Genomic DNA, 17,276 nt, shown 5'->3' with positions numbered 1-17,276 from the left:
GGACGCCCGGCGTCAGACCAGGTTCACCGCGCGGGCCGACGTGGCGCCGATCTCGGCGGCGACCTCGGTGAGCACACCCGCGGCGACCGTGTCGTCCACGGTCAGCACGGCCAGCGCCTCGCCGCCGGCCGCCGCGCGGGCGACCTGCATGCCGGCGATGTTGATGCCGGCCTCGCCGAAGATCCGGCCGACGGTGCCGACGACACCGGGACGGTCCTCGTAGCGCAGGACGACCATGTGGTCGGCGAGCGCCAGGTCCACGTCGTAGTCGCCGACGGCCACGATCTTCTGGAGGTGCTTGGGGCCGGCCAGCGTGCCGGAGACCGCGACCTCCTCACCGCTGGACAGCGTGCCGCGCACGGTCACGACGTTGCGGTGGTCGCTCGACTCGGAGCTCGTCGTCAGCCGCACCTCGACGCCGCGCTCCTGCGCGAACAGCGGGGCGTTGACGTACGAGACGGTCTCGTCGACGACGTCCTCGAAGACACCCTTGAGGGCGGACAGCTCCAGCACCTTCACGTCGTGCTGGGTGATCTCGCCGTACACCTCGACGTCGAGACGGACCGCGACCTCGCCCGCGAGGGCGGTGAAGATGCGGCCGAGGCGCTCGGCGAGCGGCAGGCCCGGCTTGACGTCCTCGGCGATGACACCGCCCTGGACGTTGACCGCGTCCGGGACCAGCTCACCGGCGAGCGCGAGCCGCACCGATCGGGCGACCGCGATACCGGCCTTCTCCTGCGCCTCGTCCGTGGACGCGCCCAGGTGCGGGGTGCAGACGACCTCGTCGAGCTGGAACAGCGGGGAGTCCGTGCAGGGCTCCTTCGCGTACACGTCGAGGCCGGCGCCGGCGACGCGGCCCTCCTTCAGCGCCGAGAACAGCGCCGCCTCGTCGACGATGCCGCCGCGCGCGGCGTTGACGATCCGCACGCTCGGCTTGACCTTGTGCAGCGCCTCGTCGCCGATGAGACCGAGGGTCTCGGGGGTCTTCGGCAGGTGGACGGTGATGAAGTCGGAGACTTCGAGCAGCTCGTCAAGCGACAGGACCTTCACGCCCATCTGCGCGGCGCGCGCGGGCTGCACGTAGGGGTCGTAGGCGACGACCTTCATGCCGAAGGCGGACATGCGCTGGGCGACGAGCGCGCCGATGCGGCCGAGGCCGACGACACCGAGGGTCTTCTCGGCCAGCTCGACACCCGTGTACTTGCTGCGCTTCCACTCGCCGTTCTTCAGGGCGGTGTTGGCCTGCGGGATGTGGCGCGCGGTGGCCAGCAGCAGACCGCAGGCCAGCTCGGCGGCGGTCACGATGTTGGAGGTCGGGGCGTTGACGACCATCACGCCGGCCTTGGTGGCGGCGGAGACGTCCACGTTGTCCAGGCCGACGCCGGCTCGTGCGACGACCTTCAGCTTGTTCGCCGCGGCGATCGCCTCGGCGTCGACCTTGGTGGCCGACCGGATCAGGATCGCGTCGACCTCGGCGATCGCGGGCAGCAGCTCGGCGCGGTCCGCGCCGTTGCAGTGCCGGATCTCGAAGTCGGGGCCGAGCGCGTCGACGGTCGCGGGCGACAGCTCTTCAGCGATGAGTACGACGGGTTTCGAGCTCACGTGAGTCCTCACAAGTCCAATGCGTGCGGACGGCCGTCCCGACGGCCGCATGCGGTGGAGGGGTGTCGCGGCGCAGGGGGCCGCTTGAGCCGCGTGGAAGACGCACGACGCTGTGGGCCTGACGCGTATGTAGTGCAGCAGTGTAGTGGCGCCGCATGAGCCGCTTTACGCCTCCGCGGAAGGATCACCCGTCCGTGGCCGGACAGGTTGGACAACAGGGCCGGAGCGATGTGCTCCGGCCCTGTTGTACGAGGGCTTACGCCTCCTCGTTCACCCAGCTCATCAGCTTGCGCAGCTGCTTGCCGGTGGTCTCCAGGAGGTGCTCGGAGTCCTGCTGCTTGTACTCGTTGTACTTCTTCAGACCGCCGTGGTACTCGGCCATCCACTCACGGGCGAAGGTGCCGTCCTGGATCTCGGCGAGGACCTTCTTCATCTCGGCCTTGGTGGCGTCCGTGATGATGCGCGGGCCGGTGACGTAGTCGCCCCACTCGGCGGTCTCGGAGATCGACCAGCGCATCTTCTCCAGGCCGCCCTCGTACATGAGGTCGACGATCAGCTTCAGCTCGTGCAGGCACTCGAAGTACGCGATCTCCGGCTGGTAGCCGGCCTCGGTCAGCGTCTCGAAACCGGCCTTGACCAGGGCGGCGGTGCCACCGCAGAGGACGGCCTGCTCACCGAACAGGTCGGTCTCGGTCTCCTCGGTGAAGGTCGTCTTGATGACGCCCGCGCGGGTGCCGCCGATGCCCTTGGCGTACGACAGGGCGAGCGCGAAGGCGTTGCCCGTGGCGTCCTGCTCGACGGCGGCGATGCAGGGCACGCCGCGGCCTTCCTCGTACTGGCGGCGGACGAGGTGGCCCGGGCCCTTGGGGGCGACCATGCAGACGTCGACGCCGGCCGGGGGCTTGATGAAGTCGAAGCGGATGTTCAGGCCGTGCCCGAAGAACAGCGCGTCGCCGTCCTTGAGGTTGTCCTTGATGGACTCCTCGTAGACCTGGGCCTGGATCGGGTCCGGCACCAGGATCATGATCACGTCGGCCTCGGCGGCGGCCTCGGCCGGGGTCACCACGCGCAGGCCCTGCTCCTCGGCCTTGGCCTTGGACTTGGAGCCCTCGTGCAGACCGACACGGACGTCGACACCCGAGTCGCGCAGCGACAGCGCGTGGGCGTGGCCCTGGCTGCCGTAACCGATGACCGCGACCTTGCGGCCCTGGATGATGGACAGGTCGGCGTCGGCGTCGTAGAACAGCTCGGCCACTTTGGGTTCTCTCCTTGAGTGCAGGTGTTGCGTCCCACCGTATGACGGCGGGCGGAAGGGAAGTTTCGGGGTCTCGCCATACGGGCGCCGGCCTGGGCCGACGCCCCTACAGCCTTACGCGCTCCGGTCGAGTGCGCGCAGCGAACGGTCCGTGATCGAGCGCGCGCCGCGGCCGATGGCGATGGTGCCGGACTGGACGAGCTCCTTGATGCCGAAGGGCTCCAGCATCTTCAGCATGGCCTCCAGCTTGTCGCTGGAGCCGGTGGCCTCGATGGTGACGGCCTCCGGGGAGACGTCGACCGTCTTGGCGCGGAACAGCTGGACGATCTCGACGATCTGCGAGCGCGTCTCGTTGTCGGCGCGCACCTTCACCAGAACGAGTTCGCGCTGCACCGCGTGGGACGGCTCCAGCTCGACGATCTTGAGCACCTCGACGAGCTTGTTGAGCTGCTTGGTGACCTGTTCGAGGGGCAGCGCCTCGACGCTCACCACGATCGTGATGCGGGAGATGTCGGCGTGCTCGGTGACTCCGACGGCGAGCGAGTCGATGTTGAAGCCGCGGCGGGAGAACAGCGCGGCGATGCGGGCGAGGATGCCCGGCTTGTTCTCCACCAGGACGGAGAGCGTGTGCTTGGACATGGTGTGCTTCCTCTGCTTGAAAGTCCTGACGGCTCTCAGTCGTCTTCGCTGTCGCCGAAGTCGGGGCGGACGTCCCGGGCGGCGAGGATCTCGTCGTTGGAGGTGCCGGCGGCGACCATCGGCCACACCATGGCGTCCTCGTGGACGATGAAGTCGACGACGACGGGGCGGTCGTTGATGGAGTTCGCCTCTTCGATGACCTTGTCGAGGTCGGCGGGGTCCTCGCAGCGGATCGCGTAGCAGCCCATGGCCTCCGACAGCTTCACGAAGTCGGGCACGCGGGTGCCGCGGGCGTCGGGGTTGACGTCGTCCGGGCCGCTGTGGAGCACGGTGTTGGAGTACCGCTGGTTGTAGAAGAGGGTCTGCCACTGGCGGACCATCCCGAGGGCGCCGTTGTTGATGACGGCGACCTTGATCGGGATGTTGTTCAGGGCGCAGGTGGTGAGTTCCTGGTTGGTCATCTGGAAGCAGCCGTCGCCGTCGACCGCCCAGACCGTCTGGTCCGGGGCACCGGCCTTGGCGCCCATCGCGGCCGGGACCGCGTAGCCCATCGTCCCGGCGCCGCCGGAGTTCAGCCAGGTCGCGGGCTTCTCGTACTCGATGTAGTGCGCGGCCCACATCTGGTGCTGGCCGACACCCGCGGCGAAGATCGTGCCCTCGGGTGCGAGCTGGCCGATGCGCTGGATGACCTGCTGCGGGGAGAGCTGGCCGTTGTCCGGCTTCTCGTAGCCCAGCGGGTACGTCTCGCGCCAGCGGTTGAGGTCCTTCCACCAGGCGGTGTAGTCGCCCTGGTGGCCCTCGCTGTGCTCCTTCTGGACCGCCTGGACGAGGTCGGCGATGACCTCGCGGGCGTCACCGACGATCGGCACGTCCGCGACACGGTTCTTGCCGATCTCCGCGGGGTCGATGTCGGCGTGGACGATCTTGGCGTGCGGGGCGAAGCTGTCCAGCTTGCCGGTGACGCGGTCGTCGAAGCGGGCTCCGAGGGCGACGATCAGGTCGGCCTTCTGCAGCGCGGTGACGGCGGTGACCGCACCGTGCATGCCCGGCATTCCCACGTGCAGCGGGTGGCTGTCGGGGAATGCGCCGAGCGCCATCAGGGTGGTGGTGACGGGCGCTCCGGTGAGCTCGGCGAGGACCTTGAGCTCGGCGGTGGCGTGTGCCTTGATGACACCGCCGCCGACGTAGAGGACGGGCCGCTTGGCGGAGGTGATGAGCTTCGCGGCCTCGCGGATCTGCTTGGCGTGCGGCTTGGTCACCGGGCGGTAGCCGGGCAGGTCCATGACCGGGGGCCAGGAGAACGTCGTCTGCGCCTGGAGGATGTCCTTGGGGATGTCCACCAGGACCGGGCCCGGGCGGCCGGTGGAGGCGATGTGGAACGCCTGCGCGATGATCCGCGGGATGTCCTCGGCCTTGGTGACCAGGAAGCTGTGCTTGGTGATCGGCATGGTGATGCCGACGATGTCCGCCTCCTGGAAGGCGTCCGTGCCGATGGCCTTGGAGACCACCTGGCCGGTGATCGCGACCAGCGGCACCGAGTCCATGTTGGCGTCCGCGATCGGGGTGACCAGGTTGGTCGCGCCCGGGCCCGAGGTGGCCATGCAGACGCCGACCTTCCCGGTGGCCTGCGCGTAACCGGTGGCGGCGTGACCAGCGCCCTGCTCGTGGCGGACCAGGACGTGACGCACCCGGGTGGAGTCCATCATCGGGTCGTACGCCGGCAGGATCGTGCCGCCGGGGATGCCGAATACCGTGTCGACCCCGACCTCCTCAAGCGAACGGATGAGCGACTTCGCGCCCGTGACGCTCTCGGGGGCGGACTGCTGTCCTCCGGATCGGGGCCGCGGCTGCGGATGGGCCCCGGTGGCCTGCTCGGTCATCGTCAGTCTCTTCTCGATGCTGAGGGTTTTTTGCGAGGTTTGAACGGTCTTCTTCTGTCGCTCTAGCGGAGCTAGTGCAACAAAAAACCCCTCGTGCCATAAGGCAAGCGAGGGGAGCGCGCCGGAGGTGGTCGCTGAGCGGTCGAGGGCTCAGCTTCAGCCGACGCGCTTTCCAAGTACGAGAATTCGGGTGCGCATGGCACTGACCCTCCCCCCGGCGCGCACCACGTGTCAAGTGGGTGGGACGGGAGTCTCATTATGTGAACGCAGGGCACTGCCGCCTCCGAGAACAGCGGTGCCGCCTCCCAGGACGGCGGGGACACCACTTGTGTACACCCCGGGGCCACCCCCCGCGAACGCCGGCTCCGCGTCTGTGTCAGGTACGGGATAGCGGCCGAGGGCCAGCGCCCGGCGCAGCCGGTACTCGTCCAGCGGACCGGAGAAGGCCATGCCGAGGCCGTGCGTGCAGCCCATCTCCCGCAGCGCGACGACCTGCTCGGGCAGATCCACCCCGTCCGCCACGGACTGGAGCCCGAGGTCCGAGGCGATCCTCAGCAGCCCGCTGGTGATCTTGTGCAGCCGCGCCGACTCCACCACGCCCTCGACCAGACCGCGGTCGAGTCTGAGGACGTCCACGGGGAGTCTGCGCAGCGCCGTGATCGCGGCGTAACCGCTGCCGAAGCCGTCGAGCGCGATCCGTACGCCGAGCCGGCGCAGGGCCGCCAGCCGGCGCTCCAGCTCGTCCAGGGAGACCCGGGGGTCGGTGTCGGACAGCTCGATCACCAGCGAGCCGGACGGCAGTCCGTGCCGGGTCAGCAGGGCCTCGACCGAGCCGAGGGGCAGCGAGCGGTCCAGCATCCGCCGGGCGCTCATCCGGACCGTCACGGGGACGGCGAGCCCGGTGGCGGTGCGCTCGGCGGCCCGCTCGACGGCCTCTTCGAGGATCCAGCGGCCGAGTTCCTGCGTCCTGTCGTTGTCCTCGGCGACCCGCAGGAACTCCGCGGGCGTGAACAGGACTCCCTGCGAGGACCGCCAGCGCGCCTGGGCGGAGACCGACGAGATCCGGCCGTCCTGGAGGCACACCACCGGCTGGTGCAGCAGCGCGAACTCGCCGTCGTGCAGCGCGGCCCGCAGACGCGTGGCGAGTTCCGCCTTGCGCACGACGTCCTGCTGCATCTGCGGCGCGTACAGCTCGACGCGGCCCTTTCCGGCGGACTTGGCGCGGTACATCGCGAGGTCGGCGTTGCGCAGGATCTCGCCCGCGCCGAGGCCCGGCTCGGAGAACGCGACGCCGATGGAGGCGGCGACCCGGACATCGTTGCCGTCGATGAGGTAGGGCTGGGAGAGGGTGATCCTGAGCCGGTCGGCCAGTTCCACTATGTGCCGCTCGCGCGCGGAGCGGTCCCGGGTGCCGTCGCCGACGATCAGCGCCGCGAACTCGTCGCCGCCGAGCCGGGAGGCGGTGTCGCCGTGACGGACCGCGTCCTGGAGTCTGCGGGCGGCCTGGACGAGCAGTTCGTCCCCGGCCTGGTGCCCGATCGTGTCGTTGACGGCCTTGAAGCCGTCGAGGTCGATGAAGAGGACGGCGGTGCCCCGGTCGGAGGCGCGGCGTCCGGACAGGGCCTGCTGGACGCGCCGGGTGAACAGGGCGCGGTTGGGCAGGTCGGTGAGCGGGTCGTGCTCGGCGTTGTGCTGGAGCTGCGCCTGGAGGCGCACCCGCTCGGTGACGTCCCGGCTGTTGAAGATGAGGCCGCCGTGGTGGCGGTTGACGGTGGACTCGACGTTGAGCCAGCCGCCGTCACCGGACTTGAAGCGGCACTCGATCCGGGTCGTCGGTTCCTCCGGCGGGCTGGCGGCGAGGAAGCGGCGCACCTCGTGCACCACGCAGCCCAGGTCCTCCGGGTGGATGAGGTGGGCCAGCTCGGTGCCCACCAGTTCCTCGGCGGACCGTCCGTAGACGCCGGCGGCGGCCGGGGAGACGTAGCGGAGCATGCCGTTGGGCGCGGCGATCATGATGACGTCGCTGGAGCCCTGCACCAGGGAGCGGAAGTGGTTCTCCTTCTGCGCCAGTTCCTGGGTGAGGGTGATGTTGTCGAGCAGCATGATGCCCTGGCGCACCACGAGGGCGAGGACGACGGTGCCGCACGTGATGAGGACGACCCGGTCGACACTGCGGCCGTTGAGGACGTTGTAGAGGATGCCCAACGTGCAGACGGCGGCGGCGAGATAGGGCGTCAGGGCGGCCAGCGAACCGGCGATGGGCCGGGCGACCGGGGACCGGCCGTGATCGGCCCCCTGCGCGGGCTGCTGGTGCTGGATGCCGCGCTGCCTCGGCAGGTGTTCGTGGACCACGCGCGTGGGCGAGCGGTGCTCCTCGTCGGCGGGCCCGTGGCGCGGGGCGACCCAGGGGGCGTAGGCGAGGAGCAGGGAGCCCGCGAACCAGCCCGCGTCCAGGAGCTGGCCGGAGCGGTAGTTGTTGTGCAGCAGCGGCGAGGTGAACAGGGCGTCGCACATCACGGTCAGGGCGAGCGCGCCGATCGCGGTGTTCACCGCGGACCGGTTGACCGCCGAGCGCCGGAAGTGCAGCGCGAGCACCATGGAGACGAGCGCGATGTCCAGCAGCGGGTACGCCAGCGACAGCGCGGTGTGCGAGACGCTCGCCCCGGCACCGGAGTCGGCCTTGGCGGCCTGGGCGAGAGCGAGGCTCCACGACAGTGTGAGCAGGGAGCCGCCGATCAGCCAGGCGTCGAGGCCGAGACAGACCCAACCCGCCTTGGTCACCGGCCGTTTGGCGAGGACCAGCAGGCCCACGATGGCGGGCGGCGCGAAGCACAGGAAGAACCCGTCGGCGTAACTCGGGCTGGGCACCGGCTCCTTGAGGACCACCTCGTACCAGCCCCAGATGAGGTTGCCGAGGGAGGCCATGGTGGAGGAGAGGGCGAACAGCAGCCAGGCCGGCCGAAACCGGACACGGCGGCGACGGGCGTAGAGGAAGCAGGACACGGCGGCCAGGCCGGCCGCGGCGCTGAGTCCGAAGTCGCCCATGATCAGGGCGAGTTCCGCCGAACCCCAGCCGAGCGCGGAACCGACGGCGTATCCCGCGCAGACCAGGGCGAGGACGAGCTGGTGGACCAGGCTCGTCATTCCGCCCGGTGCGGGCGGGCGGGGCAACGGCACCCCTGACGAGGACGCCCTCGGTGAAGTCTCGGCGCGCAGCGCTCCGTTGAGGGTGGTCGTGGGAGGCGGCGGGGAGCTCACCGGACCCTCCAGGTCCGCCGCGCTCCGGGGTCCAGCGACTCCCGGGCCGCTGGGTGCGTGTGCCTCTTGCGGCTGTGATGCCTGCGGTGGTGGTGGCTGTGACGGCAGTTGTGGCCGCCGTGGCGACCGCGTCTGGGCGCCGCGGTGCGCCAGGGTCGCCGCCGGCTGCTCCGCCGCGTCGGATCGTTCGTCCATAGGCCGTGCATCGCCCGTCGCCCCCCTCACAGTCTCACGTGTCCATCCCCGGCGCCGAACGGTGCGCGGCGCAGCCCCTGTCGGGACGATACACCAGTCTCGTCACTCAGGGACATAGTTCCTCTACGCTCCGTGACGACCAGCGGGGATGCGGGCACGGCCCGCGTCCGGAAGGTTGCGGAGGGTACCGAAAGCGGACGGCGCGCTTGCCGCCGGGCGGGGTCAGCCGCCGACGGGTCCCGTCGTCAGGATCACGTTGCCGAGCGGCTCCCGGTTCACGAAACGTCCCAACTGGTCCACCAGGAGCCGCTTGGCGCGCGGCAGGAACGCGGACGTGGGACCGCCGACGTGCGGACTGATCAGCACGCCCGGCGCGTGCCACAACGGGTGCCCCTGGGGCAGCGGTTCGGGATCGGTGACGTCCAGGGCCGCGGTGAGCCGGCCGGTCTCCAGCTCGGCGAGCAGCGCCTTGGTGTCGACGACGGGACCGCGCGCGACGTTCACCAGCAGGGCGCCGTCCTTCATGCGGGCGAGGAAGTCGGCGTCGGCGAGATGCCGGGTGGACTCGGTGAGCGGGGTGATGAGGACGACGACGTCCGCCTCGGACAGCAGGGCGGGCAGTTCGGTGAGCGGGCGCACCGGGCCGCGCGCCGTGGTGCGCTCCGAGCGCGCGACGCGCGCCACCCGCGCGACCTCGAACGGGACGAGCCGGTCCTCGATCGCTGATCCGATCGAGCCGTACCCCACGATGAGGACGTTCTTGTCGGCGAGCGCGGGCCGGAAGCCGCCGCGCCACTCCTCGGCGTCCTGGCCGCGCACGAAGTCGGGGACGCCGCGCAGCGAGGCGAGGATCAGGGTGAGGGCGAGTTCGGCGGTGCTCGCCTCGTGCACTCCGCGGGCGTTGCACACCTGGACGCCGGGCCGCAGACCGGCCAGCCCGCCCTGGATGTTGTCGATGCCGGCGGACAGCGTCTGGACGACCCGGACCGAGCTCAGCACGGGCAGAGGGCGTACCGCGATCTCCGCGGGCTTCATGTAGGGGACGACGTAGTAGGCGCAGTCGGCCGGGTCCGCGGGGAAGTCCGGTTCACCGTTCCAGAAACGGTAGTTCAGCCCCTCGGGGAGCCCTTCGATCTCGTCGGGCGGAATGGGGAGCCACACGTCAGCAGCGGTCATGTGCTGAGGCTATGCCAGAGCCGTGGGTGCGCAGAGGTTAGGTTGTGGGGTGCCGGAAGAGGGAGGGTTACGAGCAGGTGGAGCGCAGGACGATCGGTGCGGGGGCGCTCGCGACGGGGGCCGTCGGACTCGGCTGCATGCCGATGAGCTGGGCGTACAGCGGGTCGCGGCAGCGGGGCGAGGAGTCGCTCAGGACCCTGGAACGGGCCCTGGACCTGGGCTCGACGCTGCTGGACACGGCCGATATGTACGGCCCGTTCACCAATGAGCTGTTGGTGGGGCGGGTGTTGAAGGAGCGCCGGGACGAGGCCTTCGTGTCGACGAAGGTCGGTCTGCTGGTGGGCGAGCAGCACATCGTGGCCAACGGCCGCCCCGGCTATGTGAGACGGGCGTGCGACGCCTCCCTGAGACGGCTTCAGACGGATGTGATCGACCTCTACCAGCTCCACCGCGCGGACCCCGAGGTCCCGGTCGAGGAGACCTGGGGGGCGATGGCGGAGCTGGTGCAGGCCGGGAAGGTGCGGGCGCTGGGGCTGTGCGCGATGGGCGCGCGGGGCGGCCGGCGGGCCGGGGCCGGGCTGCACGACGCGACGATCAAGCAGCTCCGGCGGGTGCAGCAGGTGTTCCCGGTGAGCGCCGTGGAGGCGGAGCTGTCGCTCTGGTCGCGCGAGGCACTGGAAGGGCTGCTGCCGTGGTGCGAGGCCCGCGGTGTCGGTTTCGTCGCCGCGATGCCGCTGGGCAACGGCTTCCTCACCGGGACGCTGACGCCCGGCGAGGGCTTCGAACCGGACGACCTGCGCGCCCGCCACCCCCGCTTCACCGCCGAGATGATGGCCGCCAACCAGCCCATCGTCGCCGGCCTGCGCCGGGTCGCCGCCCGTCACTCCGAGACCACGACCCCGGCCCAGGTCGCCCTGGCCTGGGTTCTCGCCCAGGGGCCCCACGTCGTCCCGATCCCGGGCGCGAAGCGGGAACGCTGGGTGACGGAGAACGCCGCGGCGCCGGCGCTCCGCCTGACGGCGCAGGACCTGACGGAACTGGCGGGGCTGCCGGGGGCACGGGGATCCTGGGAGTGACGGGGATCGGGGGCAACAGGGACCCTGGGAGCAGGGGACGGGAGAGCACGCCCGGGAAACCGGGGCCCGGGAATCGGGTACCCGGGATCGGGAACCTCCGGGGCGCGGGCGGTGTATGACAGGTAGAGATCGTCGCGTCGAAGGGACTGGGATCGTGCAACGTCGAGCTGTGTCGGCCGTGTTGGCCGCGACTGCGCTCCTGCTGACGGCCGGTTGCTCCTCCGACGGGGCAGGGAGGGGAACGCCCGCGGGCAAGGAGAGCGCCTCGTCCGGTGGTACGGGAGGGGCGGCCACCTCCCCCGGCGCGCAGTCCACCGCGCGGACACCCCCGGCCAAGGGGACGGTGAAGGTCGTGCGGACCGTCGCGACCGGCCTGGACACCCCCTGGGGCCTGGCCCCGCTCCCCGAGGGCGATCTGCTGGTCTCCTCACGGGACGAGGCGACGATCACCCGGATCGACGGGGAAACCGGGAAGAAGACCGTGCTGGGCGAGGTCCCCGGGGTCTCCCCGGCCGGTGAGGGCGGTCTGATGGGCCTCGCCCTGTCGCCGGACTACGCCTCGGACCACATGGTGTACGCCTACTTCACCTCGGCCTCCGACAATCGCGTCGTGCGGATGCTCTACCAGCAGGACAGGCCGGCCGGCGATCAGCTCGGCGCGCCCGACACCGTCTTCAAGGGCATCCCCAAGGGCTACATCCACAACGGCGGGCGCATCGCCTTCGGCCCGGACGGCATGCTCTACGCGGGCACGGGCGAGAGCGGCAACACCGGGCTCTCCCAGGACAAGGACTCCCTGGGCGGCAAGATCCTCCGTCTCACCCCGGAGGGCGAGCCCGCCCCGGGCAACCCGTTCCCCGACTCCCCCGTGTACTCCTACGGCCACCGCAATGTGCAGGGCCTGGCCTGGGACTCCGAGCAGCGTCTGTTCGCCTCCGAATTCGGCCAGGACACCTGGGACGAGCTGAACGCGATCAAGCCGGGTGCCGACTACGGCTGGCCGGACGCCGAGGGCAAGGGCGACAACGCCGCCTTCCAGGACCCGATAGCCCAGTGGGCCACGGACGACGCCTCCCCCAGCGGCATCGCCTACGCCGAGGGCTCGATCTGGATGGCGGGCCTCAAGGGCACACGCCTGTGGCGGGTCCCGCTGGACGGCACGGCGGCCTCCGCCGACCCCCAGGCCTTCCTGGAGGGCGAGTACGGCCGGCTGCGCACCGTCGCCTCGGCGGGCGGCGACAAGCTGTGGCTGATCACCAGCAACACGGACGGCCGGGGCGACCCGAAGGACGGCGACGACCGCGTCCTGGAACTCCAGGTGACCTAGCCGACCGCGCCGCCCGGCTGGTCAGGGCCACCCGCGTCGTCGGCGTCGGCGTCGCCGGCCTCGTCCCCGTCGGTCTCGGCCACGTCGGCCGCCTCGGGCTTCGGTGGCCGGACCACCACCTTGCCGGACGCGAGGTCGATCGGCCCGCGTCCGGGGTCGGCGTCACCGACGTCCTCCCGGGTCAGTTCGAGCCGGTTCTCCTCGTCGTGGGTGTGCTTGCGGCCCGGGGAGAACAGTTCCTCGAAGGCGTTGAACATGGCTCCTCCTTCCGGGGCCGGCCTGCGGTGGCGGCGAGCGGCACAACGGCGTCCATTATCGCGCTCCCGTTCGATCCTCGTACTGCGGCTCCGGTTCCCGTGCCGACTCCGGTTCCGACTCCGGTTCCGGCTCCGGTTCCGACTCCGGTTCCGGCTCCGGGGCGAAGAGCCCCAGCCGATGGGCCAGGGCCGCCGCCTCGCCGCGGCCGGAGACACCGAGCTTCGCGAGGATGTTCGATACATGGACGCTGGCCGTCTTCGGGGAGATGAACAGCTCCTCGGCGATCTGACGGTTGCTGCGACCGGCGCAGACGAGCCGCAGGACGTCGCGCTCCCGGCCGGTGAGCCGCAGGTCGTCACCGGGACGGGGTGCGGCGGAGGCCGGGCCCGGGGGCAGGGCGCGGGTCAGGGGAAGCCGGGCCCGCTGGGCGAGGCCGCGCACGGTGTCGGCGAGCGGCCGGGCACCGAGGTGCTCGGCGACGGCACGGACGAGCCACAGCAGTTCCGTGGCACGGTCCCGCTCGCCCCCACCGCCCCTGTCGGCCCGGCAGCCTCCGCCGCCCGCACCGCTCTCGCCGCCCACACCGCTCTCGCCGCCCCGTCCGTTCCCGTCGCCCCGTCCGTTCCCGTCGCCCTGTCCACGCTTCGCGTCCGCCGTGCCCAGCAGCACCTCCGCGAGCCGCAGCCGTACGCGGGCGAGGTCGTAGGGGCGGTCGAGGGCTTCGAAGGCGGTGGTGACGGCGTTCCAGGAGCCGGGGTCGGCGGTGCCCGCGGCGCGCAGCAGTTCGGCGTGGAGCCAGCGCTCGTGGGCGTGCCAGACGGGGACGTGGGTGGGCAGGGGCTTGGCGGCCCGGCGGATGCGGTCGAGGGTCTCGGCGCGACCGGGTCCGGTGTCGGGCCGGCCGAGGGCGTCGGCCTCGGCGGTGGCGGCGGTGAGCAGGAGCCGCCAGGCGTAGCGATGGGTGCCGGGCGGGAAGCCGCCGTCGAGGACGCGGTGGAGTTCGGCGCGGGCGTCGGACAGCCGTCCCTGCCCGGCCGCGACGGCGATGGCGAGCCGGGCCAGCGGCAGCCGGTCCTGGGGTACCCCCTCGTGGGCGCCGAAGTGCTGCCGTGCGACCTCGAGTTGCTGCTCGGCGGCGGCCAGGTCGCCCCGGGCGAGCGCGAGTTCGGTGCGCAGCAGAGCGTGGAAGCCGCGGCTGACGGCGGCCTGTCCGGTCCGTCCCATGGAGGCGACGGCGTGGTCCGCCTCCTCCCAACGGCCCAGGGAGAAGAGGGATTCGGCGAGGTTGCCCCAGACCCAGGCGGTGGTGTCGGGCAGTCCGTGCCGTTTGGCGAAGGTGGTGCCCTCCTCCAGGATCGAGACGGCTTCCCGGGAGCGGCCGACCGCTTCGAGTTCGGAGGGCAGGTTGACGTAGGCGCTGAGCGCGGCCTGCGGGATGTTCTCGGCCAGGGCCCGTTCCTTGACCTCGTGGAGTTCCGCGAGGCCGGACTCGATGTGTCCGGCGCCGGACATCAGGACGCCGAGGATCTGCCGGGCCTCCAGTTCGACCTCGCGGGCGCCGACCATCCGGGCGTAGCCGACGGCGCGTTCGGCGGCCTCGAAGGTGTCGGGTCCCGGGGCGTTGAGCAGGGACCAGTTGGCGACGTGGACGAGGACCTCGGCGTGCACCTCGCTGGGCGGCAGTCCGCGCACGAGGTCCTCGGCGGCGGCCAGTTCGGCCCGGCCGTCACCGCGGGCCAGGTTCCGGATCAGCCGCGAGCGCTGCACCCAGAACCAGGCGGCGCGCAGCGGGTCGTCCTCGTCCTGGACGAGGTGCAGCGCCCGCTTGGTGATCTTCAGGGCGCGTTCGCGTTCACCGCAGAGCCGGCCGGCCACGGCGGCCTCGGCCATCAGGTCGAGATAGCGCAGCGGGGTGGTGGCGGGGTCGCAGCCGCAGGGAGGGTAGACCTCGGCGTAGTCGACGGGGCGCAGGGCGGCGCGGACGTCCTCGGGGGCGGTGTCCCACAGCTCCATCGCGCGTTCCAGGAGCCGGAGCTGCTCGGCGTGGGCGTGCCGGCGGCGGGCGGTGACGGAGGCGTCGAGGACGGCGGGCAGGGCCTTGGCGGCGTCGTGGGCGTGGTACCAGTAGCTGGCCAGTCGCAGGACGCGTTCGTCGGCGGGGACGAGCGTCGGGTCGGTCTCCAGGGCCTGGGCGTAGCGGCGGTTGAGGCGGGAGCGCTCGCCGGGGAGCAGGTCGTCGCTGACGGCCTCGCGGACCAGGGAGTGCCGGAAGCGGTAGCCGTCGCCGTCGGGCGCGGGGTGCAGGATGTTGGCGCCGACAGCGGCGCGCAGCGCCTCGATGAGGTCGTCCTCGCAGAGACCGGCGACGGCGGCGAGCAGCCGGTGCTCGACGGTGGCGCCGCCCTCGGCGACGGCCCGGGCGATCCGCTGGGCGGTCTCGGGCAGCCCCTCCACCCGGACCAGGAGCAGGTCGCGCAGAGAGTCGGTGAGGCCGGTGCGGCAGCCCTCGTGGGCGGCGACGGCGAGTTCCTCGACGAAGAAGGCGTTGCCGTCGGAGCGGGCGTAGATCTCGTCGACCTGGGCCGGGTCGGGTTCCTGGGCGAGGATGCCGGCGATCTGCCGGCCGACCTCGGTGCGGTTGAAGCGGGCGAGGTCGAGGCGGTGGACGGTGCGCAGCCGGTCGAGTTCGGCGAGCAGGGGGCGCAGCGGATGGCGGCGGTGGATGTCGTCCGAGCGGTAGGTGGCGAGGACGAGGAGGCGGCCGGTGCGCAGGGTGCGCAGCAGGTAGGCCAGGAGGTGGCGGGTGGAGGCGTCGGACCAGTGGAGGTCCTCCAGGGCGACGACGACGGTGCGGTCGGCGGCGACCCGTTCGAGGAGGCGGGCGGTGAGTTCGAAGAGGCGGGCCATGCCCTCCTCGTCGTGGCGTGCGGTGGGGGCCTCGCCGAGTTCGGGCAGCAGCCGGGCGAGTTCCTCCTCCTGTCCGGCGGCGGCCTCGGCCAGTTCGTCCGGGAGGGCGCGGCGCAGGGCGCGCAGGGCGGTCGAGAAGGGGGCGAAGGGCAGTCCGTCGGCGCCTATCTCGACGCAGCCGCCGATCGCGACGACGGCGCCCGTGCGGCGCGCGGCGGCGGCGAACTCCTCGACGAGCCGGGTCTTGCCGACGCCTGCCTCGCCGCCGATGAGCAGCGCCTGGGGCTCTCCCCCGGTGCCGGGGGCGCGGGGCGTGGCCGCGGCGGCCCGGCCGAGCGCCTCGTCCAGCACGGCGAGCTCGTCGGCGCGACCGACGAAGACGGGACTGACGGACCTGGTCTCCACGGCCCCGAGCATCGCACGCGCGTCCGGCACGAGGGCACCGGTTTTCGAGGAGGCGTCAACTGTGGAGGGGGCGTTGGCGGGAGAGGCGGCGGCGGGAGGGACGGTGGCGGGAGGGACGGTGGCGGCGGTCGCGGTCGCGGTCGCGGTCGCGGTGGTCACGCGCACCGACGCCGCCCCGGTCGTCGGGACGGCGTCGGACAGCGGTGGGAGCCGGGCGCCGGTCCGCGGTGGACCGGCTGCCCGCGGGGCGCTCACGCGGCGCGCGGGAACCGGAGCCGGCGAGGACGCCCGGTATGCGACTCGCTCTCGGTGGCGGGGCCTGCCTCCTCACGGCGGGCGGCCTCACGGCGGGCGGCCTCCCGGCGGGCGGCGCGGCGGCCTCGCAGCGCCTCGCGGACGAGGCGCTCGTGGTCGGCCTGGCGGAGCAGTTCGGCGGAACGGAGACGGGAGAGCTCGTACTCGTGCATGGGGTGTCCTGACCTCGGAGCGGAGTGGTGCGGCTCGCTTTCTGCGATGCCTCAACCTTCGTCTCCGAGGGGGGTCCGCCACATCGGGAGAGTGCCGCATCTTGGGCTCCCCCGAGGGGCCTTAGACGCGCGTAAGGGGCCTCAGCCGGCGCCTAAGGTGCTCATGGCGCGGCTAAGGCCCCTTCCGGACCTGCGGTTCCTCAGCTCGTGGAGGGCAGACCGAGCAGGATGTCGGTGTACTTGAGAACGGCCAGAAGCAGGCCGATGACGCCGAGCGTGACACCCGCCCAGGCGACCGACTTGATCCAGACCGGCTGCGGCCTGCCGGGGGTGCCGAAGGCGGGCCGGGCCAGCACGACGACGCCGACGAGCAGGGCGACGAGGGCGAAGACGCCGCCCCACAGCGCGGTCGCGTTCCAGGCGTCGCCATAGCCCTCCTTGACCAGGGTGGCGACGTCCGAGGAGGACGACGTCTGGAGCTGCCCGATGAGGGCCTCGCGCGCGGAGCCGACGGTGCCGACCCAGCTGCCGGAGAGCGAGATCAGGCCGAGCGCGGCGGACACGATGGCGCCCGCGCCCTGGCCTGCCCCGGTGGGGCTCTCGTCCTCGACGGCCGCGGCGGCGTCCAGCTCGTCGTCCTCGAAGTCGTCGGCGTCCTCGGATGCCTCGGCGTCCTCGTTCACCGCGGTCGCCGTCTCCTCGGCCGCGGTCACCTCGTCGGCCTTGGTGACGTCCACCGCGGTCTCGTCGGTCGTGGCCTCGGTGCCCGTCTCGGCACCGGTCTCGTCAACTGTCTTGCTTCCCATGCTGGGCACCGTACGGATCCTGTCT

At 71.9% G+C, this 17,276-nt stretch carries 12 protein-coding genes; 2 read left to right on the top strand and 10 right to left on the bottom strand.

What is annotated here, in order from left to right:
* Nucleotides 1-12: 12 nt before the first annotated feature.
* The 6 genes from serA to ACIPSE_RS08950 form a co-directional block, all read right to left on the bottom strand.
* Nucleotides 13-1,602 (bottom strand): phosphoglycerate dehydrogenase, encoded by a 1,590-nt coding sequence (gene serA / locus ACIPSE_RS08975; RefSeq protein WP_401659235.1) that lies wholly within the window; start codon nt 1,600-1,602, stop codon nt 13-15.
* 256 nt (nt 1,603-1,858) lie between these two features.
* Entirely contained in the window at nt 1,859-2,857 is a 999-nt protein-coding gene (ilvC, locus tag ACIPSE_RS08970; RefSeq protein ID WP_401659232.1) for a ketol-acid reductoisomerase, read from the bottom strand.
* Nucleotides 2,858-2,971: 114 nt separating this feature from the next.
* A complete protein-coding gene (ilvN, locus tag ACIPSE_RS08965; RefSeq protein ID WP_401659229.1) occupies nt 2,972-3,496 on the bottom strand; it encodes an acetolactate synthase small subunit in 525 nt (174 codons plus the stop codon).
* A gap of 35 nt (nt 3,497-3,531) precedes the next feature.
* The gene (locus ACIPSE_RS08960) at nt 3,532-5,376 is read right to left on the bottom strand and encodes an acetolactate synthase large subunit (protein ID WP_401659226.1); all 1,845 of its coding nucleotides are present in this window, start codon (nt 5,374-5,376) and stop codon (nt 3,532-3,534) included.
* A 231-nt stretch (nt 5,377-5,607) separates the two neighbouring features.
* Nucleotides 5,608-8,634 (bottom strand): putative bifunctional diguanylate cyclase/phosphodiesterase, encoded by a 3,027-nt coding sequence (locus tag ACIPSE_RS08955; protein ID WP_401659223.1) that lies wholly within the window; start codon nt 8,632-8,634, stop codon nt 5,608-5,610.
* A gap of 417 nt (nt 8,635-9,051) precedes the next feature.
* A complete protein-coding gene (locus ACIPSE_RS08950) occupies nt 9,052-10,005 on the bottom strand; it encodes a 2-hydroxyacid dehydrogenase (RefSeq protein WP_401659220.1) in 954 nt (317 codons plus the stop codon).
* 77 nt (nt 10,006-10,082) lie between these two features.
* Here ACIPSE_RS08950 and ACIPSE_RS08945 point away from each other — a divergent pair, with 77 nt between their 5' ends.
* On the top strand, nt 10,083-11,081 hold the full coding sequence (locus ACIPSE_RS08945) for an aldo/keto reductase (protein ID WP_401659217.1): 999 nt from the start codon (nt 10,083-10,085) through the stop codon (nt 11,079-11,081).
* A gap of 115 nt (nt 11,082-11,196) precedes the next feature.
* Complete coding sequence (locus ACIPSE_RS08940; protein ID WP_401659214.1) at nt 11,197-12,408, top strand: PQQ-dependent sugar dehydrogenase; 1,212 nt, start codon at nt 11,197-11,199, stop codon at nt 12,406-12,408.
* Here the strand turns inward: ACIPSE_RS08940 and ACIPSE_RS08935 are convergent.
* The 4 genes from ACIPSE_RS08935 to ACIPSE_RS08920 form a co-directional block, all read right to left on the bottom strand.
* Complete coding sequence (locus ACIPSE_RS08935; protein ID WP_401659212.1) at nt 12,405-12,665, bottom strand: DUF6191 domain-containing protein; 261 nt, start codon at nt 12,663-12,665, stop codon at nt 12,405-12,407. The two genes, ACIPSE_RS08940 and ACIPSE_RS08935, sit on opposite strands and share 4 nt — an antisense overlap.
* Before the next feature lie 55 nt (nt 12,666-12,720).
* A complete protein-coding gene (locus ACIPSE_RS08930; protein ID WP_401659780.1) occupies nt 12,721-15,990 on the bottom strand; it encodes an AAA family ATPase in 3,270 nt (1,089 codons plus the stop codon).
* A gap of 239 nt (nt 15,991-16,229) precedes the next feature.
* The gene (locus ACIPSE_RS08925; protein WP_401659209.1) at nt 16,230-16,445 is read right to left on the bottom strand and encodes a hypothetical protein; all 216 of its coding nucleotides are present in this window, start codon (nt 16,443-16,445) and stop codon (nt 16,230-16,232) included.
* A gap of 200 nt (nt 16,446-16,645) precedes the next feature.
* The gene (locus ACIPSE_RS08920; RefSeq protein ID WP_401659206.1) at nt 16,646-17,251 is read right to left on the bottom strand and encodes a hypothetical protein; all 606 of its coding nucleotides are present in this window, start codon (nt 17,249-17,251) and stop codon (nt 16,646-16,648) included.
* Nucleotides 17,252-17,276 lie beyond the last annotated feature (25 nt).

It is taken from the genome of Streptomyces sp. NPDC090106, assembly GCF_044747265.1.
GTDB lineage: Bacteria > Actinomycetota > Actinomycetes > Streptomycetales > Streptomycetaceae > Streptomyces.
The sequence above is the reverse complement of the archived record's forward strand: the minus strand, read 5'-3'. Positions and strand labels throughout refer to the sequence as shown.